Origin of the sequence: Streptomyces sp. P3 (assembly GCF_003032475.1) — a bacterium.
In the GTDB taxonomy this organism is placed as follows: Bacteria; Actinomycetota; Actinomycetes; order Streptomycetales; family Streptomycetaceae; genus Streptomyces.
Genome location: NZ_CP028369.1, coordinates 7894405 through 7915781, shown reverse-complemented (window position 1 = coordinate 7915781; position 21377 = coordinate 7894405). Strand labels below are relative to the sequence as shown.

Below are 21377 nucleotides of genomic sequence, written 5' to 3'. Positions count from 1 at the left end.
CCTCAAGGTCCCATCACCGACGGTTCGACGGCGTGCTGCCGGGGCGCGGTCGTCAGATACGGCCGGACGCTCTTCACCAGCATCGCCATCTCGTAGCCGAGCACGGCGGCGTCGGCCTCCCGTCCGGCGAGCACCGCGAGGCACGTGCCGGAGCCGGCGGTGGTGACGAAGAGCAGCGTCGAGTCGAGTTCGACGACGACCTGCCGGACGTCGCCGCCGTCGGCGAACCGGACGCCGGCGCTGCGGCCGAGGGAGTACAGGCCGGACGCCAGCGCCGCCATGTGGTCGGCGCTGTCCGCATCGAGGCCGTGGACCGACTTCACCAGTCCGTCGCAGGAGAGCAGCACCGCGCTCATGGTGTGCGGCACGCGCTGCACGAGGCCGCTCATCAGCCAGTCGAGGTCGGATACATGGCCGGTCGGCGCATCGCTCGCCATGGTGGATCGACTCCTTGGGGTACGAAGGTCTGCGGGAGCACTGGGGGTGGGGGTGCTCACAGGGCTCATCCGGCTGGTGCGCTCCCGTCGTGCCGGGCGGTGGATCGGTCGGGTTCGGGCAGGTCGGGCCCGCCCCGCGCGCCGTACGCCTCGGGGGGCGCGGCGGCATGGGCGGGGCGTGCCTCGGACATCTGGGACCGGTGCGCCCGTCGTGTGTCGACGGGGAGCGGCGCGGGCGGCAGGAGCGGGAGCGGGACGCCCCGGGCGGCTGCGGCCGTCGCGCCGCCGCTACGACCGGCGTCGTCCGGATGCTCGCCGCGGCCCTGCGCCGACGGGTGGAGCGATCCCGTGTGCCAGGGCTGCTCAGTCGGGGACGGCTCGGGCCGGGCGGCCGGCTGCGATCCATGGGGCTCGGGCCGGAATGCGCGCTGCGATCCGTACGGCTCGGGGCGGGTGGTCGGCTGCGAGGAGTCCGTCGGCGGGTACGGGGCCGGCTCCGCCGCGTCCGCCTGCAGGCTCTGCTGGGCCTCGGCGAGACCGACGCCCCGTTGGAAGGCGGCCATCAGACCGGGGTCGTGACCGGCGGACGATTCGACGTCCGGACGGGGCGCCGGCCCGCCGCGCAGCTGGGGGACGATGTGCTCCTGGGCGCGGCGGCGGGGCAGGTGGGGCTTGCCCATGGTGCCGCGCACCGTGCCGACACGCGGCGTGGGCGCGATGCCCTCGTGCTCCTCGACGACGGGGCGGTCGCCGCTCCGGATGCCGGGCACGGCCTCGGCCGGGTTGGGTCTCGCCGCCCGGGCGTCGCGGACGGGGAGCGGGATGGGCCGGTCGCCGTCGCCCCGCGGAGCGCCGGTCTCCGGTGTCTGCGGGGCGTGAGAGGTGCGCCCGGCTCCGGAGGCGCCCTGCGGCGGCAGAAGGCCCGCACGCTCTCCGGGCTCGGGCGTGTTCCGGGCCGGCGAGGACGCGGTCGGCCCCGGCGGCCGTGCCGGTGCGGACTGGACGCCGGCTCCCCCCGGCATACCGCCGCCCGACGAGAGGACGGACGCGGCGTCCTGTGTCTGCGGGTAGGCCTGCGCCGACGAGAGCTCGGTCCGGGTGTGCGCCGCGGCCGTGACGTGCGCCGGGGCGTCGGCGGGGGCGAACGGCCGGCCCGCGTCCCTCGTGTCCCGTGCCGTCGTCCGCTCGTCTCCGGCGACGAGTCGCGGTCCGGGGCGGCCGGGTCGGGTCGGCGAGACCGCGGGCAGCGGCGGGGCCACGGCCGTCGTACGCGGCGTCGCCACCGGGGTCACTGCGGAAGGCGTGGCGGGCACGAGCGGCCGTCCCGCACCGTCGGTGTCCGGGCCCGGCGACGCCGCCGCGAGGACGCCCGGCGCGGAGCCGAGCAGGGCCTGCGGCACGACGAGGACGGCCTGGACGCCGCCGTAGATGTTGCTCTGCAGGCGGACCCGGATGCCGTGCCGCCGGGCCAGTTGGGAGACGACGAACAGACCGATGCGCCCGTCGGCCAGCAGCCGCCCGACGTTGACCTGGTCGGGGTCGGCGAGCAGGGCGTTCATCCGGCTCTGTTCCTCGACCGGCAGGCCGAGCCCGCGGTCCTCGACCTCGACGGCCAGGCCGGAGGTGACCAGGTTGGCCCGCAGCAGCACCTGGGTGTGCGGCGCGGAGAACACCGTGGCGTTCTCGACGAGTTCGGCGAGCAGGTGGATGACGTCGGCCACGGCATGACCGCGCAGTTCACCCTCGACGGGCGGGACGAGTTTCACGCGGGCGTACTGCTCGACCTCGGCGATGGCGGAGCGCAGCACCTCGGTCATGGGAACCGGGTTGCTCCACTGCCGGCGCGACACCGCCCCGCCGAGGACGGCGAGGTTCTCGGCGTGCCGGCGGATGCGGGTGGCGAGGTGGTCGACGTGGAAGAGGCCCTTGAGCAGATCGGGGTCCTCGATCTCGTTCTCCAGCTCGTCGAGGATCGAGATTTCACGGTGCACCAGGGATTGCAGACGCCGCGCGAGGTTGACGAACACCTCCAGCTTCTGTTCGCTGCCGGTCTGGCTCGACAGCTGTGCGGCCTGCACGACGGCGGTGACGGCCCCGTCGTGGGCGCGTGCCAGGTCGGCCGCGAGGAGCTCGAAGTCGTCCGCGCCGGCGGGCAGTCCGCCCCGCGAGGCGCGTTGCGGGGGGACCTCGCCGCGGCGCAGCGCCTCGACGGCGGCGCGCAGGTCGGCCTCGCCGCGTGCGCTGCCGCGGCGCAGGGCGGCGATGCGGTCGCTGACGGAGCGGGCCGCGCGGTCGGCGGCCACCGCCGCGATCACGATGCCGACGCCGGTCACCGCGGCGGCGCCGGCCAGGACCGCCCACAGGGTCGGGCCGGGGCGCACACCGCTGGAGCGCACCGTGAACAGGACCACCGCGCAGGCGCTCAACGCCACCGCGGTCGGCGGGAGCACGGCGAGCCGCACCAACTGGGGCCGTATGTGCGTCTCGGCCGGCGCCGGTGCGATGCGGGCGACGGGCCGCCCGTGCCGCCCGCCCTCACGGCGGTCTGCTCGTGCGGCGGGTGCGCGGAGGTGAGACATCGGTGTCCTCGTACTGGTCCGTCGAGCCGGGTCGTCGGTCGGGAGAGCCGGGAAACACGGCCCGGTGTCGCCCGACGGCCACTCACAGTAGTCGGCAACCCATCATGTGCGGTGGGCAGTTGACAAAGTCCCCCAGTCGGCGTCCCGCTCTGGTATGAGGGATCGCACGGCAGACCGATATGCCCGCGCGTCGCACGAGGCAGCATGAAAAGAGTTCGATCAGACCTGGTCAGAGGCGATCCGAAAGCGACTGTGCGGGCCGAGGGGCGATGCACCCCCGACCCGCACGATGGAACGTCACGGCGTTCCGGTCGGCCCGCCGGAGCCGCTTCCGGCGCCTCGCCACCCTCGGCGACACCCACCCGAATGTCACTCTGGGTATCGGTATTGGCCTTGGATGTCGGATCGCCCAGACTCCATCAGCGTCATCCGAGGAGTGGTCACGTCCACCGACACCCCCACCGTGCACGATCTCGCCCGCGCCCTCGCCGACCAGGGCGACCCCGGTACGGCTCCCCCTGTGGTGACGGTGATGTCGCCGGACCCCTCCACGACCCAGCGCGGGCGTCGGGCAGATCACCCCGGATCACGCGACGGGTCTGGCCGCGGCCGCACCCCGCCGAGGGAGGGCTGATCGAACCTGTGGTCTCACCTCCGGCCGGCTCAGCGGTGGGCGGCCGGGGGTCGGTAGGAGTCCACGGTGGCGCCGAGCACCTCCGTCCAGGGGGTGGCCGTGAGGCCGAAGGCAGCGGTGGCCGCACCCGAGTCCATCACAAAGGGGCGTTCGAACTGGTAGTTGACCTCGCGCAGGGCCCGCACGGTCGGGTTGAGCACCCCCAGTGCCGCCAGCACGACGGCCGGGACCTCACCGACCCGGACCGGCGCGACCCCGGCGGCCTCGGCGAGGTCGGCGACGGCCTCGCGCTGGGTACGGGGCGGGTTGGTAGGGACGTGCCAGGGGCGGCCCCAGGCCCGTTCCTCGCTGCCGACGGCGACCAGCAGCCGGGCGGCGTCCTCGGTGTAGGTCCAGCTGTGGGCGGTGTCGGCGCTGCGCAGCACCTGGACGCCGCGGCCGGCCAGCAGGCGTGGCACCACCCGGGCCCCGAGCGGGCTCTCGGCGTGCGGGCCGATGTAGTCGGAGCTGCGGATCTCGGTGGCCCGGATCCGTCCGGCCCGGTGCAGTGCCAGCGCGTCCTCCCACATCCGGGCGCGCACCCGGCCCTTGACCGAGTTGGGGTCGAGCGGGGTGTCCTCGGTCATCGGGGCGGTGACCGCGCCGTAGCCGTAGAGGTTGCCGACCGTGGCCAGGACGGCGCCGGAGCGTTCGGCGGCGGCCAGCAGGGCGGCTGCGAGTGGGGGCCAGTCCGTGGCCCATCGGTGATAGGCCGGGCTGGCGCAGTTGTAGAGCACAGCCGCGCCCGTGGCCAGCTCACCGAGCGCGGCGGCGTCGGTGGCGTCCAGCCGCAGGCGCCGTATGCCCGGCAGCAGGTCGGTCGGACCGGCCGTGGCGGGCGCTGCTCCCGAGCGGCTGACCATGACGACCTCCTCGCCGCGTGCGGCGAGGAGCCGGGCGGCGGCCGAGCCGATGGGGCCCATGCCGACGATCAGGTGCTTACCCACGGTTTCCTCCGGTGCGCCAGAGAACAGTGTTCTCGTTTGGTCGATGCCGAGAGAGTGGCGCAGCCCGAGGGCGTTGTCAAGAACAGTGTTCTCGTTTGCGTCCGGTGTTCTCGTTCCGCTTGATCCGTGTCAGCATGGACTCATGTCCACCCCTCACAAGCCCCCCACCGCACGGGAACGGGCCCGGATCGAGTTCACCGCGGAGATCAAGGCGGTGGCCCGTCGGCAGCTCGCCGAGAGCGGCGCCGCCGCGCTCTCGCTGCGCGCCGTCGCCAGAGAGCTCGGCCTCGCCTCCGCTTCCGCGCTCTACCGCTACTTCCCGGGCCGCGACGCCCTGCTCACCGCGCTCATCCTGGACGGCTACACCTCACTGAGCGACGCCGCCGAGGCCGCCCACGCCGCGCCGGACGCGGAGCCGGGGGCCGCGCTGGAGCGCTGGGTCGGCGTCTGCCACGCGGTGCGGGACTGGGCGTTGGCACATCCGCACGAGTACGCGCTGATCTACGGCTCGCCGGTGCCCGGCTACACCGCCCCCCAGGACACCGTGGCGCAGGCGACCCGGCTCCCCTACCTGATCGGCGCCCTCTTCACCGACCCGCCCGGCAACGACGGTCACCGCCCCGCCGACACCCGGCCCGCGATGCCCGACGACGCCCGGCAGTCACTGGCGCCACTGCTCGCCGGGCTCCCTGCGCACACCCCGGCCGACCTGGTCATGAGCAGCCTGATGGCCTGGACCTACCTACTGGGCGCCATCTCCTTCGAGGTCTTCGGCCACCGCCGAGAGATCATCGCCGACCCCCGCGCCTTCTTCGACCACGAAGCCCGCCGCCTCGGCGCAGCCCTCGGTCTCGCCACCTGAAGGAACGGCAGCGGCCGGCCGGCCGCTGCGACGAGTCACCGAAAGCCGGTTCGCTCAGGGAAACGGCGCTACCGGCCCCGCTTCGTCAGCGGGGATCACGAGTGGCACCCGGTCGGCGCCGAAGCTGGTGCTGTCCACCTTCCGGGCGGTGTGCGGACGACGACGTACGCCTCGTACCAGTTGCTTTTCGCGTCCTGCTCCGAAGGGGCGGCTACGCTCCCCAGAAACCGCCGTCGCGGGAGTCGGCCCCTCCCCGCGCCCACACCTGTGCTTCGTAGGTATGGGGTGGAGCCAGAGCGAGGCAACTGCCCGGCCCCCGCATGCGCCCGGAGCAAAGGCCGGCGGCGGGGCGACCGTTCTGCGGCAACTGCCCTGCCCCGCGCTGACGCTGACCGCGTGCCGGGGCGCCTCCATCCTCCGTCCGGGCCATTCGGCCGCGAACCGCACCCCCGGCCGGGCCCACGACGGGCAGTCTCGGGCCCATGCCATGATCGGTGGCATGAGCACAGACACCGGACACTCGGGGATCGTCCACTGGAGGCGCAGCGTGTGGAACGGCGCCCGCTGCGAGCCCGTCCTGGTCACCCTGCGTCCCGACAGCCTGCACGTGCGGGATCGCTCCCTCGGCACGGTTGTGCAGGCCGACCCACGCACCGTGACCGGTCGCCTCACCCGGCTCGGCACCCTCGTGCTGACCGTCGACGGACGGCGCTACACCCTCGTGGGGCGCGGTGCCTCCCTGTCCCCCGCGCCCAGCGCCGACCAGCAGCAAGCACTCGAGGACACCGGACAGGGATCACCGCCGCCGGGCGCTGCCGGCGGCGCGGTGGACCAGTTGCTCAACGGTGGCGCGGCGGCACGGATGCGTGACTGGTGCACCCGACTGGCAGCGGCAGGAGCCCGGTTGAGGTGACCGAAAGGCGACGCAGCGGATCCGGTGGCGGCTCCGTGCGGCCGCCCGCTCCCATGCGGTCAGAGACCGGCGGCCGTTTGCGGGCCTGTTGCCAAGCCCGGTTCTGAGCAGCCTGGCGTGCAACGCCGGCCCGGTGTCCGAGGGCACCGGAGTGGCCGGGGAGAGGAACTGCCCGCGCTGCGGGAACGGCTGAGCCCGGTCACCCGGCCGATGGACCGCTCCCGGTCACGCCGTTGCTGCGGGTCGCCGTCGGGCAGCACGGGACCGACGGCGACCCGCGGTCTTCGCGCAGGACGCCCCGGGACGTGATCTTCCTGGTGACGGACGCCGTGAAGGTGTCACCGCTCACCCGCGAGGTCGAGATCCTTCTTGCTCGTCCCGGCCACGGGCTCAGCACTTCGAGGACGTCGCCAGGGGCGCGCGATCGGGCCCGAGACGGCCCGCCACCACGCCTCCTCCGGCAGCTTCCCCGCCGGCTCGAACGGCTCGCCCGGCCGCGGGATCGCCACCGCCTGACCGACCTCGTCGCCCGCATCCTTCATCCACTCCCCCGGCTCGGCCCACGCGTGCGTGGCGAGGTTGAAGGTGGCCCAGTGGATCGGCATCATCACCCCGGCGACGCCCCCCTGGAGGTCGAGGTGGGCCCGCATGCCCTCCTCGGGCGTCATGTGGATGTCCGGCCAGAAGTCGGAGTACGCCCCGACCTGGATCATCGTCGCGTCGAACGGGCCGTGCGCGGCGCCGATGTCCCGGAAACCGTCGAAGTAACCGGTGTCCCCGCTGTGGAAGATCCGGTGCTCCGCACCCGCCACCACCCACGAGGCCCACAGGGTGTGCTGGGTGTTGCGCAGGCCCCGGCCGCAGAAGTGCCGGGCCGGGGTGGCCGTCAGGGTCAGCCCGCCGACCTCGGTCGCCTCGTACCAGTCCAGCTCGCGCAGCCGCCCGGCGGACACGCCCCAGTGCTCGAGATGGGCGCCGACGCCGAGCGGCACCGCGAACAGGGTGTCCGTGCCGGCCAGCGCCTTGATGGTGGGCAGGTCCAGGTGGTCGTAGTGGTCGTGCGAGATGACGACGACGTCGACCGGGCCGAGCGCGGCCAGCGGAAGCGGCACCGGGTGCAGCCGCCTGGGTCCCACGAAGGCGAACGGGGAGCAGCGCTCGCCCCAGACGGGGTCGAACAGCACCCGCTGCCCGTCGATCTCGGCGAGCACGCTGGAGTGCCCCATCCAGGTCACCCTGAGGCCGGTGACCGGCGGCTTGGCGAGGTCGGCGAGGGTGGTGGCGTGCACCGGCACGGTGCCCGTGGGAGCACGCCGGGGGCGCTGCTCCTTGTCGAAGAAGACCTTGGCGAACTCCGTCATCGAACCCGCGGGGCGGATGCGCGCCGGGCCGCCGGGGTTCTGGAAGACGCCGTCCTTGTAGTGGGGCGATCTGCGGATGCGCGCCAGGCGCCCACCGCTCGGATCCGCGCCGAAGGCCTCGGGCTGCAGACCGCGGAGCCCGGAGCTCAGGGGACGGAAACCGGACACGGTACCTCCAGGTGGAGTCGCTGAGGCATTCCATTATGGTCGCCTCCCCCGACAACGCGTTTCCGGCCCTCGTACCACCTCCCGATACCGACCCACTGTTCAGTGACGCCCCGGTCCCGGGGTCCGGGTGTCCGGCGCCCCCTGTTTGTCCCTGACCTGGACGGACGACGTCACCGGCCGTCGGGGCTTCCTGGTCGTCGACGCTCTCGTGCGCGCCGTCCGCAGCGGCCTTCTGCGGATGCGGCGGATGCGGGAGGGCCGTAGCCCGCCGCTTGCCCTGCACGCCCGACGGCACGCGTGCGCAGTCGATCGCCGGCAGCTCACACCCCTCACAGGGGCGTGCGGCCTGAGGGGCGTTCAGGCAGAGGTGTCGGCGCGGACGGTGGGGGTGCGGTCATCCGAGCACCGGCCGACGGTCCCTCCCCGGCGCCACTCCCGTGCGCCCACCTCACTGGTGGAGCGGCCGGCCGTACGACGCCCACGGCCGGCCGTTCCTCGGGTGCGAGCCGTGACTCGGGACCCGCTACGCGACGGCCGCGATGCGCATCCTGATGTCGTCCGGCGAGAGCGTCCCCTTGGCGATCACATGATCGCCGGAGGACTCCCCGCGCAGCCGGCGCCCGATCCAGGGCACCAGGTACTCGCGCGCCCAGTGCACGTCGTCGCGCCGTACGTCGAGGGCGCCACGCGGCGGCAGCAGCGGCCAGGGCTGCTCCGGATCGGCCGGCACGTCGAGGCCGAGGACCTGCCCGGCGCGCAGGGCCACCCGCGTGTGCCCCTCCGGGGAGAGGTGGAGCCGGTCGCCGTCCCAGGCCCTGCGGTCCTGCACGGACTTCAGGGACCACAGGTCGAGCACGGGACAGCCGTACCGGTCGGCGACGGCGCGGACGTGCCCGTTGTAGGTGGCGATCTTGCCGCGCAGGTGTTTCAGCACGGGGACGCCACGAGTGTCGAAGCCGGTGGTCACCATGACCGTGCCGGCGACGGCGGTCAGGGACGAGATCGCGCGCTCGAAACGCTCGGCGACCTCGTCCGGGTCGGTGCCGGGACGGAGGATGTCGTTGCCGCCCGCGCAGAAGGAGACCAGGTCCGGGGCGAGTTCCACCGCCCTGGGGAGCTGGTCCTCCATGATCTGGTCGAGCAGCTTTCCGCGGACCGCGAGGTTGGCGTAGGTGAAGTCGCCTTCGGGCCGCCGGTCCGCGAGAAGCACCGCGAACCGGTCGGCCCAGCCGACGAACGCCCCGTCGGGGCCGGGGTCGCCGACGCCTTCGGTGAAGCTGTCCCCCACCGCCACGTACGACCCGATCACTGATCTGTTGTCACTCTTCGAATCGTCTGCCACGGCAGATCATCATTCACCTTCGAATGTGACCTACGCGACCGTAGGCAGGGCTTGACGGTCGGTGAGAAAAGCCACGCCTAAAGAATTTGCCAATCAGGGAACAAGGGACCACACGCGGAAGTCGTTGATGCGGAAGTGGCTCCAGGTGGTGCGGAAGGCGAAGTGGCCGCTCGTGTAGGGCTCCGGGTCGGTGTGGTCGAACACCAGCCGGCCGTTGTTCCACCAGCGGACGACCGAGCCGTCGGAGACGATCCGCACGTGGTGCGGCCGGTTCGCGACGAGCAGCGGCTCGGTGTAGTCGTACAGCAGCGGGCGCACACCCGGCTCGCCCACGTAACGGCGCAGCCTGGTCGTGGTGTTGCCGTTGGCGCCGTAGCCCACGTAGTACGTCGTGAGGTGGTCGTACTCGGCGAGGGCGCCGCCGCGCGGGGTGGCGAAGAGATCGTCCGGGGAACGGACGTCGACGGCGTTCCAGAAGTTGTTGAGATCGGACACGCGGTCGTTGGGGCCGCCGGCGGACACGGGCGTGGCGACGTACTCGAGGACGTACGGCCCGTCGAGCCGCCGCGTGAACCAGACGGTCGCGCCGGCGGGCACGTCGATCTCGAGGCTCCCGCAGGAGGCGGCGACCGTGCCGCCCTGCTCCCGCTCGACGGCCCACCGGCCGAGCCCGTGCCGGAAGTCGTCGTGGGCGAGGAGCCGCCGGCGGCGGGGCGCGGCGCTCGCCGTCGTCGCGGGTGCGAGGGCGGCCAGGGCGGCGGAGGCGGCGAGTGTGCCGAATGCTCTGCGCGTCGTCGTCACGGGATGCGGCTCCTTCGGGTGGGACCGGGGCGGCGGGGCGGCTTCGGTGTGCGGCGGGCCCCGCGCAGACGCCCGGTCGGCGTCCGTCGGGTCCCGGGCCGACGCCGAAAGCGCTTGCCGTCTGACCGGACCACTGTGTCCGTATCGGCCTCGCCTGTCGACGGTGCGACCGGACACGCCACAGGACCGCAATCGAACGATCATGAATGAGCGGAGCCGGCGGTGTCCGTGACGCACGCACGCCGGACACGCCGAAGGCCGGCCCCGGATCGTGCGATCGGGGTCCGGCCTCGGGCTGCGTGTCGGGCGCGGGGGCGTCGGCGGTGTCAGCCGACGGAGACGCCGTGGGCGCGGAGGTAGGCGACCGGGTCGACGTCCGAGCCGTAGTCCGGCGTGGTGCGGATCTCGAAGTGCAGGTGCGGTCCGGTCACGTTGCCCGTCGCGCCGGAGAGCCCGACCTGCTGGCCCGCGCCGACGGTCTGGCCGGCCGAGACGGAGAGCTGGGACAGGTGGGCGTACTGGGCGTAGTAGCCGTCGTTCAGCTTGATGACGACCTGGTTGCCGTAGGCGCCGCCCCATCCCGCGGAGACGACGGTGCCCGCGGCGACGGCCTTCAGCGAGGTGCCGGTCGGGACGACGAAGTCGACGCCGGTGTGGTAGCCGCTGGACCACATGCTGCCCGACTGGTGGTACGGGGTGCCGACGGTCGCGCCGGACACGGGCAGGGTGAAGCCGCTCGCGCTGCTCTCGGCGGCCTGGGCGGCCGCCTTCGCGGAGGACCCGGAGGACGACGACTTCGACGCCTCCGGGGACTTCGAGGTCGTCGCGGACCTCGAGGACTTCGCGAAGGAGTGCGCCGAGGACGAAGAAGACGACGAACCGGACGACTTGGGGGCGCCGGACGCGGCCTTCGCGCCGATGGACAGCTTGAGGCCGGGGTGGATCAGCGAGGGGTCGGCGCCGACGGCCTCACGGTTGTCCTGGTACAGCTTCTTCCAGCCGCCGCCGACGTGCTGCTCGGCCGCGATCTTCGAGAGGTAGTCGCCGGAGCGCACGGTGTAGGTCGTGGCGGCGGACTTCCGGGTCACCGGAGCGGTCGGCGCGGCCTTTTGGGAAACCGTCTGCGCGACGGCCCGGGAGACGCCCTGGGGCGCGGACTCCGGAGTTGCCGCGTGGGCGCCGGAGGCGGCCATGAACGGAAGGGCGAGCGCGGCACCACCGGTTCCGGCGGCGGCTATGGAACGGGTGAGGCGCTGGGCCTTGGGACGGCGGTGCTTACCCTTCGCGGGCATGACGAATTCCTCTCCGGCGCCTGCGAGGTGAGCTGTCGGGTGCGGACTGGAGATGTCCGGCCGCGTCGGGACGCGGCTTTACCCCGAGCCTGTTCCGGGACCGGAACAGGCGGTGATGCCTGTGGGTCCCCCGCTCCTGCCGTGTACGGGTGAGTGTGCGGATTCCGGGCGGCGGCAGGATTGGGCGTCCGTCCGGATTGGTGTGGAACGTAAGCGACCGGGACGCACAGGGACAAGCAGAGGTTGCACGGTGATGGCTTTTATCTTGATCCGCCGCCTGAATTCCCGGTCACGCTCCGTGAATCAGAACAGCCTTTTCGGCGCAAGCACCCTGGAAATCCGCATGAATTACGTGAACATGACGGGCGACGTACGGTCACGGATATGACGCTGCTCACGTGACGCTTCTCCAGCTTTTCCTGTTCCAGAGCGAGTTGGAACGAAGAATCCAATTCGGACAGAAACCTCAGATGCGACGCAGTCGGATAACCGTCGCATCAAGGTCGCCTCGCAGCCCCGTGCCCATTCCGTGATGCAGAAGCACCGCACCTCGGTGGATTTCACCAGTTTCACGGCATTCGTACGACGCCGTCGGGTCGAGTCCGCGCAGCCGCAGCGCCGGAACGGGCTCGCCGAACCGCTGCGCCTGGAGCCAGGCGAGGACGACCGTCTCGTCGCCGAGCACGTACTGGACGGCGCTCAGGCCGCCCGCCGGGGGACGCAGCCGATACAGGTCGCCCTGCTGCACGATCGTCCGGATGTCCTTGTAGAGGTCCACCCACCGGCGGGCCTCGGCGAGCTCCTCCTCACTCCACTCGGCGAGGTCCCCGCCGACGCCGAGCACCCCGGCCATCGCGCTGACGAACCGGAAGCGCAGCGAGCTGACCCGCCCGTTGAGCTGCGTGTTGGGGCTGTCGGTGACCCACGCGGCCATGACCCGGGCGGGGTGGATCTGGCTGAAGCCGTGCTGGATGTCGAGCCGGTCCAGCGGGTCGGTGTTGTCGGAGGTCCACACCTGGTCGGTGCGGCTCATGATCCCCAGGTCGACTCGTCCGCCGCCGCCCGAGCAGGACTCGAAGGCGACGCCCGGGTGGGCCGCCCGCAGCCGGTCCAGGAGGCCGTACAGGGCCCGTACGTGGTCCACCCACAGGCGTTGCGGGTAGGGGTCGTCCGGCCAGCCGGCGTCGGTGAAGCAGCGGTTGAAGTCCCACTTGACGTAGTCGATCGGCGCGCTGGACAAGAGCCCGTCCAGCTGTTCCCAGAGGTATTCCCGGACGTCTTCACGCGCGAGGTTCAACATGAGCTGATTACGGAACTCCGTCCGCTTTCGTCCTGTTTGGAACTGTACCCAGTCCGGGTGCGCCCGGTAGAGGTCGCTGTCCGGGTTGACCATCTCGGGCTCCACCCAGATGCCGAACTGCATGCCGAGGGCGCGCACGTAGTCGGCGAGGGGCTTCAGCCCGTTCGGGAAGCGGTCCGGGTTGGGCTGCCAGTCGCCGAGCCCGGCGTGGTCGCCGGTGCGGGCCCCGAACCAGCCGTCGTCCACCACGAAGAGCTCGACGCCGATCGCCGCGGCGCGCCGGGCGAGGGTCGCCTGCTGCTCCTCGGAGATGTCGAAGTAGGTGGCCTCCCAGGAGTTGAACAGCACCGGCCGGTCCTGCTCGGCGTCCGGGACGACATGGGCCCGCTGGTAGGCGTGCCAGGCGCGGCTCGCCCCGCCGAAGCCGGCGTCGCTCCACAGGCCGGCGAAGACCGGCGTGGTGAAGGAGTCGCCCGCCGCGAGACGCAGCAGGCCCGAGTCGTCGTACCCGGCGCCGCCGGTGATCTGCACGCGCGCGTCGGGGAGCCGGGCGACGGCGATCCGCCAGGATCCCGACCAGCCGAGGGCACAGCCGTAGACCTCGCCGCGCTCCTCGATGGCGTCGGTGTCGAGGGCGACCCAGGGCAGGTGCTGGTGGCCGGTGTGGCCGCGACGGCTGCCGATGACCGTCTCGCCGTGGCCGAGCGGGGTGCGCGCGAGCCGCGACTCGGCGGCCCAACGGCCGTGCAGCTGCGACAGCCGCCAGTCGTCCCGCTCGGGCAGGGTCCAGGTGGCCGAGTCCGCGCGGAGCAGCTCCAGCGGCTGCTCGCCCTCGTTGCGCAGGGTCGTCCACCGCTCGACGACGTCGCCGCGCATCCGGTAGTGCAGGGTGACGGCGAGTCCGTTGTCCCGGAAGCGCAGCCGCAGTTCGTCGCCGTCCCGCTCGTGCGCCTCGAAGGTCCACTCGGTGCCGCGACGCTCGTCGGTACGCACCGACAGGGCGGGCCGGACGAACCGGGGGCCACCCTCGACCGGGTACTCCTCACGGCCGTCGAGCGGGGACTCGAAGGACGCCCCGCGCTCCGACCACGGAAGCGCGGCCAGGGCCTCGGCGTCGGCGAGGGCGATGGCCGGGCCCCAGTGCAGATGGACCAGTTCGTCCGCCTCGGTGAGGTGGAGGGCATAACTGCTGGTGGGCCCGGAAAGGACCCAGGTGCGGCCGGCGTCGGCGATCTCGGGCATCAAAAACCCCCACTGATACGAACAGGTGCGATCAAGCGTCAACATCATCGAACGCGGTCCGCCCGTCGGGCAACTTCCGGCGGACGACGCCCCACCTGGGCGGACGTCCGACCTGGGCGGCCTGCGGTCGCCCCGTTGCCCCGACGACCGGTGTCGTATGGTCGAGGAGGTCCTGTCGGCCACCACGAGCCGCGCCGACGCGGACCGACTGGGAGGGAGCCCCCGTGACGCAGCAGATCCCGTCGACCGAGCCCGAGCTGGCCGGCGTGCGCAACTTCCGGGACGTGGGGGGTCTGCCGACCGTCGACGGCCGGCGCGTGCGCCACGGTGTGCTGTTCCGCAGCGGCCATCTCGCGCACGCGACCGACGAGGACGCCGCGTTCCTCGCCGGCCTGGGCCTGCACACCGTCTTCGACTTCCGCAACGCCGCGGACCAGAGGCTGGAGGGCCCGGACGTCGAGCTGCCGGGCGTGCGCAACGTGAACCTGCCCCTGTCGGACCCGGCGGACGGCGCCGAGTTCTGGAAGATGGTGCGGGACGGCGAGATCGACCAGCTGCGCGGGATCCTCGGAGACGGCAGGGCGGCCGGCCGGATGATCTCCTCCTACCGCAGGATCGTCACGGAGCGCACGGCAGAGCACTCACAGGTGCTGCACGCGCTCGCCGAGGACAGCGTGCCGGCGCTGATGCACTGCGCGGCGGGCAAGGACCGCGCGGGCCTGTCCGTCGCGGTGACACTGCTCGCCGTGGGCGTGGAGCGCGAGGCGATCCTCGACGACTACCTGCAGTCCAACGCCAAGCACCGCCGCTACAAGGTGCGCCGCAGCGCCACCTCGGCCGCGGCCTACTCCCCCGAGGTCATGGAACTGCTCGACCCCCTCTTCGACGCCCGCGCGGAGTACCTCGAGGCGGCCTTCGAGACCGTGCAGCAGACCTGGGGCGGCGTCGACGCCTATCTGGAGCAGGGCCTCGGCGTCTCCCCCGAGACCCGCGCCCGACTGCGCGAGCGGCTCCTGGACTGACGGCCCCTCTACTGCTTGGCGCCCACCTCGAACAGCAGCCAGAGGAACCCCGCGAGGAGATGTCCCACGGCGATGTAGATGATCAGCCGGATCCAGAGGGTGCGGGGGAACTTCTCCTCGATGTCGCTCATGACGTCACTCCGGTCTCCGGCGGGTTCGGGCCCAGGCACATCGTGGCCGTGGGGCTGTGCAGCAGCGTGTGTACGAACAGGAGCTCGACCCCGTCGGCGTCCTGGGCGGCGATGCGGTGCGGGGTGAGCGAGTCGAAGTGCGCGCTGTCACCGGGCCCGAGCAGCTCCGCGGCGTCCGCCAGCCGCAGCCGCAGCCGCCCGCGCAGCACGTGCAGCCATTCCTCGCCCGGGTGCACCCGCACGATGTCCCCCTGCGCCCCGTGCGGCACGTGGACCCGCAGGGCCTGCATCGCCCGCCCGGAGGCGCCGGTCTGCCAGTACGTCCAGCCGCCGGCGCGGGTCGGCTCGATGGCGGCGGCGCGCACGACGGCGTCCCGGTCGGCGGCCGTCTCGCCGAGCAGCTCAGAGACCGTCGTACCGTAGACCCGGGCGAGAGCGAGCAGCATCGGCAGCGAGGGCTGGCGCCGCCCGGTCTCCAGCCGGGAGAGATGCGCGGGCGAGAGCCCGGCCGCCCGGGCGGCGGCCTCGAGGGTGAGGGCGGCCCGGCGGCGCAGGTCATGCAGTTGCGGGGCGACGGCGGAGAGCGCCTCGCTCTGTTCCGCCGGGTGCCCGGACTCGGTTGAGCTCATGCCTCCATTGGACGCCCCTTTTGCCTCTTTGGCAAATCCCTTGCCTCAGAGGCAAAGCACCGGCCGACCTGGCCGCCCGCGACCGGCGCGGCGGCAGGCTCGGGGCTGCGCCGCCGGTGGCGTCAGCGGTCGGCGTCAGCGGTTGGCGACCGCCTGTTTGACCAGGGTCTTGCTGAAGTCCCACATCAGTCCGCCGCCGCTGTGCGCGTCGTCCATCACCGCGGTGAAGGCGTCGACGAACCGGTCCACCTCCCGCTCCCCGACGATCAACGGCGGGATCAGCTTGATCACTTCCAGATGGTCGCCGGAGACCTGGGTGAGGATCCGGTGGCGCTGCAGCAGCGGCACGACCACCATCTGCGCGAAGAGCCCCTTGCGGGCCGCCTGGAGCATCGTCCAGCGGCCGCGCAGCTTCAGCGATCTGGGCTTTCCGAACTCGATGCCGATCATCAGACCCCGGCCGCGGACGTCGGCCAGCAGTTCGTACGTGTCGACGAGGGCCGCCAGCCTTGTTCTGAGCAGGTCGCCGGTGGCCCGGGCGTTCGCCACGATCTGCTCGTTCTCCATGACGGACAGCACGGCGAGCCCGGCAGCCATGGCCTGCGCGTTGGAGCCGAAGCTCGCCGAGTGCACCAGCACCCGGTCCATCGAGGAGTAGACCTTCTTGAAGATCCAGTCCTTGCCGAGGGTGGCCCCGACCGGCACATAGCCGCCGGACAGCGCCTTGGCCACGCACACGAGGTCCGGTTCGACCCCCTCCTCGTGCTGGTAGGCGTAGAAGTCGCCGGTGCGCCCGAGGCCCGTCTGCACCTCGTCCGCGATGAGCAGCGCCTTGTGGCGGTGCAGCAGCTCCTGCGCGGCGCGCAGATAGCCCGGCGGCGCCTCGTGGACGCCCTTGCCCTGGACCGGCTCGACGACCAGGGCGGCGACGTCGCCCTTCTTCACCTCGCGGGCCAGCGCGTCGAGATCGCCGAGGGGGACCGCCGTGTCGGGCAGCAGCGGGGCGAAGCCGTCCCGGAACCCCGGCTCGCCGTTCACCGACAGCGAGCCCGTGGTGAGCCCGTGGAAGGCGTGGTCGCAGTACAGGATCCTGGGCCGGCCGGTGGCGTACCGGGCGAACTTCAGCGCCGTCTCCACGGCTTCGGTGCCGCTGTTGCCGAAGAACGCCCGGTCCAGGTGGGGGCTGTGCGCGAGCAGCTTCTCGGCCAGCAGCCCCGGCAGCGGCTGGCAGTCGAAACGGGTGAGGTCGGCGAGCCCCGCGTCGAGGACGTCGTGCAGCGCCTTGCGGACGACGGGGTGGTGACGGCCGAGACCCATGACCCCGAACCCGGCGAGCATGTCCAGGTAGTCGTGGCCCTCGGCGTCCCAGAAGTAGGCGCCCTCGCCCCGCTCGTAGACCTTGTCGAAGCCGATGGTGTGCAGCATGCGCGGCAGTTGGTGGTTGAGATACCTGCCGTGCAGCTCGTAGCGCTCGGCCCCGCGCTCGGCCAGCAGCGCGCCGAGGTCGAACTCCGTGGTCATTCAGCCTTCTCCTTGAGTGGGCCGGCGAGCGGGGCGTCGGCGGACCTGACGCCCCGCACGGCCAGGCTCGCGCTGATCCGGCCGGCGATCTCGACGGGCGTGAGACCGACGTCGGCGAGCACCTCGCCGCGCTTGGCGTGCGCGAGGAACTGCTCCGGAATGCCGAACCGCCGCACGGGCACGTCGACCTCGGCGTCACCGAGGGCCAGCGCCACCGCCGAGCCGACGCCCGCCGCCCGGCTGTTGTCCTCCACGACCGCCACCAGCCGGTGCTCGGCGGCGAGGCCGGGCAGGGCCGGATCGACGGGTTTGACCCACCGGGGGTCGACGACCGTGCAGGCGACACCCCGCGCCTGCAGCAGCTCGGCGGCCCGCAGGCACACCGGCGCCATCACGCCGACGGCCACCAGCAGCACCTCGGGCCGTTCGGCGCGGTGCAGGACGTCCATGCCGCCCACCGTGCCGACCGCGGGGATCTCCGGTCCGACCGACTCCTTGGGGAAACGGACCAGGGTGGGCGCGTCGTCCACCGCGACGGCCTCCCGCAGCTGGGCGCGGAGCTGCTCGGCGTCGCGCGGGGCGGCGATCCTGAGCCCGGGCACCACCTGCAGCACGGACATGTCCCACATCCCGTTGTGGGACGCCCCGTCCACGCCGGTGACCCCGGCCCGGTCCAGGACGAACGTCACCCCGCAGCGGTGCAGCGCCACGTCCATCAGCAACTGGTCGAAGGCGCGGTTGAGGAAGGTCGCGTAGACGGCCACGACGGGGTGCAGGCCGCCGGTCGCCAGGCCCGCCGCGCTCACCGTCGCGTGCTGCTCGGCTATGCCGACGTCCCAGACGCGGTCGGGGAAGCGTTCGGCGAACCTGCCGAGCCCCACCGGGTGGAGCATCGCCGCGGTGATCGCCACGACGTCGTCGCGCTCCTCACCGATCGCCACGATCTCGTCGCCGAAGACGGACGTCCAGGACGGCCCCCCGGCGGGCGCGAGCGGGGCGCAGGTCAGCGGATCCATCGCGCCCACGGTGTGGAAGTGGTCCTCCTCGTGGGCGAGAGCGGGTTCGTAGCCGCGGCCCTTCTCGGTCAGGCAGTGCACCAGCACCGGCCCGTGGAAGCGCTTCGCCCGCCGCAGCGCGGACTCGACGGCCTTGACGTCGTGCCCGTCGATCGGACCGACGTACTTCAGACCGAGGTCCTCGAACATGCCCTGCGGGGCGAAGGCGTCCTTGAAGCCCTTCTTCGCGCCGTGCAGGGACTCGTAGACGGTGTGCCCGACCAGCGGAGTGCGCAGCAGGACGTCCTTCCCCCAGGCCAGCATCCTCTCGTAGCCGTCGGTCGTGCGCAGCGCCGCCAGGTGGTTGGCGAGGCCGCCGATGGTGGGCGCGTACGACCGCTCGTTGTCGTTGACGACGATGATCAGCGGCCGGTCCCTGGCGGCCGCGATGTTGTTCAGCGCCTCCCAGGCCATGCCGCCAGTGAGCGCGCCGTCGCCGACCACCGCGACCACATGGCCCTTCCCGCCCTGCACCTGGCGCGCCTTGGCGAGACCGTCGGCCCAGCCCAGCGCGGTGGAGGCGTGACTGTTCTCGATGACGTCGTGGGCGGACTCCTCGCGCGCGGGGTAACCGGACAGGCCGCCCTTCCCGCGCAGCTTGGAGAAGTCCTGACGCCCGGTCAGAAGCTTGTGCACATAGCTCTGGTGGCCGGTGTCCCACAGGATGCGGTCGTCCGGCGACTCGAACACCCGGTGCAGGGCGACGGTCAGTTCCACCACGCCCAGGTTGGGTCCCAGATGTCCACCGGTCCGGGCGACCGCGTGGATCAGGAACTCTCTTATCTCGTCAGCCAGTTCACCGAGTTCCGCCTCGGACAGCGCCTTCAGGTCGCGTGGTTGCCGGATGGTCTCCAGGATCGTCACGTCGGGCCCCCTCTCGGTCCGTGCCCTGCCTCAACTCACCGTCACTGCCGGGGTCCCCGTGGCCACGGGGACCCCGGTGGCGGCCCCGTCCCGCTCCAACTGCTCGGCCAGCTTCATGGCCTCCTCGATGAGGGTCTCGACGATCTTCGACTCGGGGACGGTCTTGATGACCTCGCCCTTCACGAAGATCTGCCCCTTGCCGTTGCCGGAGGCGACGCCGAGGTCGGCCTCGCGGGCCTCGCCGGGGCCGTTGACCACGCAGCCCATCACGGCGACGCGCAGCGGGACCTCCATGCCCTCCAGCCCCGCCGTCACCTCTTCGGCGAGCTTGTAGACGTCGACCTGCGCGCGGCCGCAGGACGGGCAGGAGACGATCTCCAGACCGCGCTGCTTGAGGTTGAGGGACTCCAGGATCTGGTTGCCGACCTTGACCTCCTCCACCGGCGGCGCCGAGAGGGAGACCCGGATGGTGTCGCCGATGCCCTCGCAGAGCAGCGCGCCGAAGGCGACCGCCGACTTGATCGTGCCCTGGAAGGCGGGGCCGGCCTCGGTGACGCCGAGGTGCAGGGGGTAGTCGCACTGCGCGGCGAGCTGCCGGTACGCCTCGATCATCACCACCGGGTCGTTGTGCTTGACCGAGATCTTGATGTCGCGGAAGTCGTGCTCCTCGAACAGCGACGCCTCCCACAGCGCCGACTCCACCAGCGCCTCCGGGGTGGCCTTCCCGTACTTCTGCAGCAGCCGGCGGTCCAGCGAACCGGCGTTGACACCGATGCGGATCGGCGTGCCGTGCTCCTTCGCCGCCTTCGCGATCTCCCGCACCTTGTCGTCGAACTGCCTGATGTTGCCCGGGTTCACCCGCACCGCCGCGCAGCCCGCCTCGATCGCCGCGAACACGTACTTCGGCTGGAAGTGGATGTCCGCGATCACCGGGATCTGCGACTTGCGCGCGATCGTCGACAGCACGTCCGCGTCGTCCTGCGTCGGACACGCCACCCGCACGATCTGGCACCCCGACGCCGTCAGCTCCGCGATCTGCTGCAGCGTCGCGCCCACGTCCGACGTCCGCGTCGTCGTCATCGACTGCACCGACACCGGGGCGTCTCCGCCCACCGCCACGGAGCCGACCTGGATCCGCCGGCTCCTGCGGCGCGGCGCCGGCGGCCGGACCGGCATCCCGGGGACGCCCAGCGAGACCGCGGTCATCGCCTCACTCCCGGTTTCCGTTGACGGTCTCGCGCAACGCGCGCAGGGACTCCTTCAGCGACCCCATGGTGGCCAGGACGGCGGTCGGCTCGTAGCCGCAGTGCGCCATGCAGTTGGCGCAGCGCGGGTCCTTCCCGCGGCCGTACCGGTCCCAGTCGGTCTCCTCGATGAGCTCGCGGTACGTGGGCACGTATCCGTCGCTCATCAGGTAGCAGGGCCTCTGCCAGCCGAACAGCGAGTAGTTCGGGATGGCCCACGCGGTGCACGGGAAGTCGACCTTGCCCTCGAGGAAGTCGAGGAACAGCGGCGAGTGGTTGAGCCGCCAGCGACGCCGGTTGCCGCCCGAGAAGGCCTTCTTGAACAGTTCGCGGGTCTGCTCCACCCCCAGGAAGTGCTCCTGGTCGGGCGCCTTCTCGTAGGCGTAGGCGGGCGAGATCATCATCTCGTCGACCTTGAGGTCGTCGTTGAGGAAGTTGAGCACCTCGACGATGGTCTGCGGGGTGTCGGTGTTGAAGAAGGTGGAGTTGGTGGTCACCCGGAAGCCGCGCCGCTTGGCCTCCTTGATGGCCGCCACGGCCTCGTCGAAGACGCCCTCCTTCGCCACCGACTCGTCGTGCCGCTCGCGCAGACCGTCGATGTGCACGGCGAAGGCGAAGTAGGGCGAGGGCGTGAACTTCTCCATCTTCTTGCGCAGCAGCATGGCGTTGGTGCAGAGGAACACGTACTTCCTCTTCGCCACCAACTGCCGGACGATCTCGTCGATCTGAGGATGCATCAGGGGCTCGCCGCCCGCGATGGACACCATGGGCGCGCCGGACTCCAGCACCGCGCCGACGGCCTGGGCGACCGGCATGCGCTGTTTGAGCACTCCCGCCGGGTGCTGGATCTTGCCGCAGCCCTCGCACTTGAGGTTGCAGGCGAAGAGGGGTTCCAGCTCGACGATGAGCGGGAACTTGTCCCGCTTGCGGAGCTTCTGTTCAGCCAGGTATGTAGCGACCTTGATGGACTGGCGCAGCGGCATGGCCATGTGGC

General features: G+C 72.0%; 17 protein-coding genes and 1 riboswitch. Of the genes, 3 read left to right on the top strand and 14 right to left on the bottom strand.

Annotated features, from left to right (window positions below):
• Window positions 1–2: 2 nt before the first annotated feature.
• The 3 genes from C6376_RS34920 to C6376_RS34910 form a co-directional block, all read right to left on the bottom strand.
• Window positions 3–437 (bottom strand): roadblock/LC7 domain-containing protein, encoded by a 435-nt coding sequence (locus tag C6376_RS34920; protein ID WP_107447071.1) that lies wholly within the window; start codon window positions 435–437, stop codon window positions 3–5.
• A gap of 65 nt (window positions 438–502) precedes the next feature.
• Complete coding sequence (locus tag C6376_RS34915) at window positions 503–3016, bottom strand: sensor histidine kinase KdpD (protein WP_107447070.1); 2514 nt, start codon at window positions 3014–3016, stop codon at window positions 503–505.
• Window positions 3017–3679: 663 nt separating this feature from the next.
• A complete protein-coding gene (locus C6376_RS34910; RefSeq protein WP_107447069.1) occupies window positions 3680–4636 on the bottom strand; it encodes an NAD-dependent epimerase/dehydratase family protein in 957 nt (318 codons plus the stop codon).
• Between the two features lie 142 nt (window positions 4637–4778).
• Here C6376_RS34910 and C6376_RS34905 point away from each other — a divergent pair, with 142 nt between their 5' ends.
• Entirely contained in the window at window positions 4779–5498 is a 720-nt protein-coding gene (locus C6376_RS34905; RefSeq protein ID WP_107447068.1) for a TetR/AcrR family transcriptional regulator, read from the top strand.
• Between the two features lie 499 nt (window positions 5499–5997).
• Complete coding sequence (locus C6376_RS34900; RefSeq protein ID WP_107447067.1) at window positions 5998–6411, top strand: hypothetical protein; 414 nt, start codon at window positions 5998–6000, stop codon at window positions 6409–6411.
• Between the two features lie 338 nt (window positions 6412–6749).
• Here the strand turns inward: C6376_RS34900 and C6376_RS34895 are convergent, their stop codons facing one another.
• The 5 genes from C6376_RS34895 to C6376_RS34875 form a co-directional block, all read right to left on the bottom strand.
• Window positions 6750–7940: an MBL fold metallo-hydrolase gene (locus C6376_RS34895; RefSeq protein WP_107447066.1), complete on the bottom strand. Its 1191-nt coding sequence runs from the start codon at window positions 7938–7940 to the stop codon at window positions 6750–6752.
• A gap of 523 nt (window positions 7941–8463) precedes the next feature.
• Window positions 8464–9249, bottom strand: a complete 786-nt coding sequence (locus C6376_RS34890; RefSeq protein ID WP_107447065.1) for an SGNH/GDSL hydrolase family protein — start codon at window positions 9247–9249, stop codon at window positions 8464–8466.
• A 126-nt stretch (window positions 9250–9375) separates the two neighbouring features.
• Entirely contained in the window at window positions 9376–10083 is a 708-nt protein-coding gene (locus C6376_RS34885; RefSeq protein ID WP_107447064.1) for a DUF6250 domain-containing protein, read from the bottom strand.
• Between the two features lie 326 nt (window positions 10084–10409).
• Window positions 10410–11375: a LysM peptidoglycan-binding domain-containing M23 family metallopeptidase gene (locus tag C6376_RS34880; protein ID WP_107447063.1), complete on the bottom strand. Its 966-nt coding sequence runs from the start codon at window positions 11373–11375 to the stop codon at window positions 10410–10412.
• 4 nt (window positions 11376–11379) lie between these two features.
• A riboswitch (cyclic di-AMP (ydaO/yuaA leader) is annotated at window positions 11380–11537 on the bottom strand.
• 304 nt (window positions 11538–11841) lie between these two features.
• Complete coding sequence (locus C6376_RS34875; protein ID WP_107447062.1) at window positions 11842–13917, bottom strand: alpha-galactosidase; 2076 nt, start codon at window positions 13915–13917, stop codon at window positions 11842–11844.
• Between the two features lie 224 nt (window positions 13918–14141).
• Between C6376_RS34875 and C6376_RS34870 the strand changes: the two genes are divergently transcribed.
• The gene (locus tag C6376_RS34870; RefSeq protein WP_107447061.1) at window positions 14142–14939 is read left to right on the top strand and encodes a tyrosine-protein phosphatase; all 798 of its coding nucleotides are present in this window, start codon (window positions 14142–14144) and stop codon (window positions 14937–14939) included.
• A gap of 8 nt (window positions 14940–14947) precedes the next feature.
• Here C6376_RS34870 and C6376_RS34865 read toward each other — a convergent pair whose 3' ends face one another.
• The 6 genes from C6376_RS34865 to hpnH form a co-directional block, all read right to left on the bottom strand.
• A complete protein-coding gene (locus C6376_RS34865) occupies window positions 14948–15070 on the bottom strand; it encodes a DUF6126 family protein (RefSeq protein WP_107447060.1) in 123 nt (40 codons plus the stop codon).
• Window positions 15067–15699, bottom strand: a complete 633-nt coding sequence (locus C6376_RS34860; protein ID WP_107447059.1) for a helix-turn-helix domain-containing protein — start codon at window positions 15697–15699, stop codon at window positions 15067–15069. Before C6376_RS34860 ends, C6376_RS34865 begins: the two co-directional genes overlap by 4 nt.
• Before the next feature lie 135 nt (window positions 15700–15834).
• Complete coding sequence (locus tag C6376_RS34855) at window positions 15835–17220, bottom strand: aspartate aminotransferase family protein (protein WP_107447058.1); 1386 nt, start codon at window positions 17218–17220, stop codon at window positions 15835–15837.
• Window positions 17217–19139, bottom strand: a complete 1923-nt coding sequence (gene dxs / locus C6376_RS34850) for a 1-deoxy-D-xylulose-5-phosphate synthase (protein ID WP_107447057.1) — start codon at window positions 19137–19139, stop codon at window positions 17217–17219. Before dxs ends, C6376_RS34855 begins: the two co-directional genes overlap by 4 nt.
• A gap of 30 nt (window positions 19140–19169) precedes the next feature.
• Window positions 19170–20345: a flavodoxin-dependent (E)-4-hydroxy-3-methylbut-2-enyl-diphosphate synthase gene (gene ispG, locus C6376_RS34845; protein ID WP_107447056.1), complete on the bottom strand. Its 1176-nt coding sequence runs from the start codon at window positions 20343–20345 to the stop codon at window positions 19170–19172.
• 4 nt (window positions 20346–20349) lie between these two features.
• Entirely contained in the window at window positions 20350–21372 is a 1023-nt protein-coding gene (gene hpnH / locus C6376_RS34840; RefSeq protein WP_107447055.1) for an adenosyl-hopene transferase HpnH, read from the bottom strand.
• Window positions 21373–21377 lie beyond the last annotated feature (5 nt).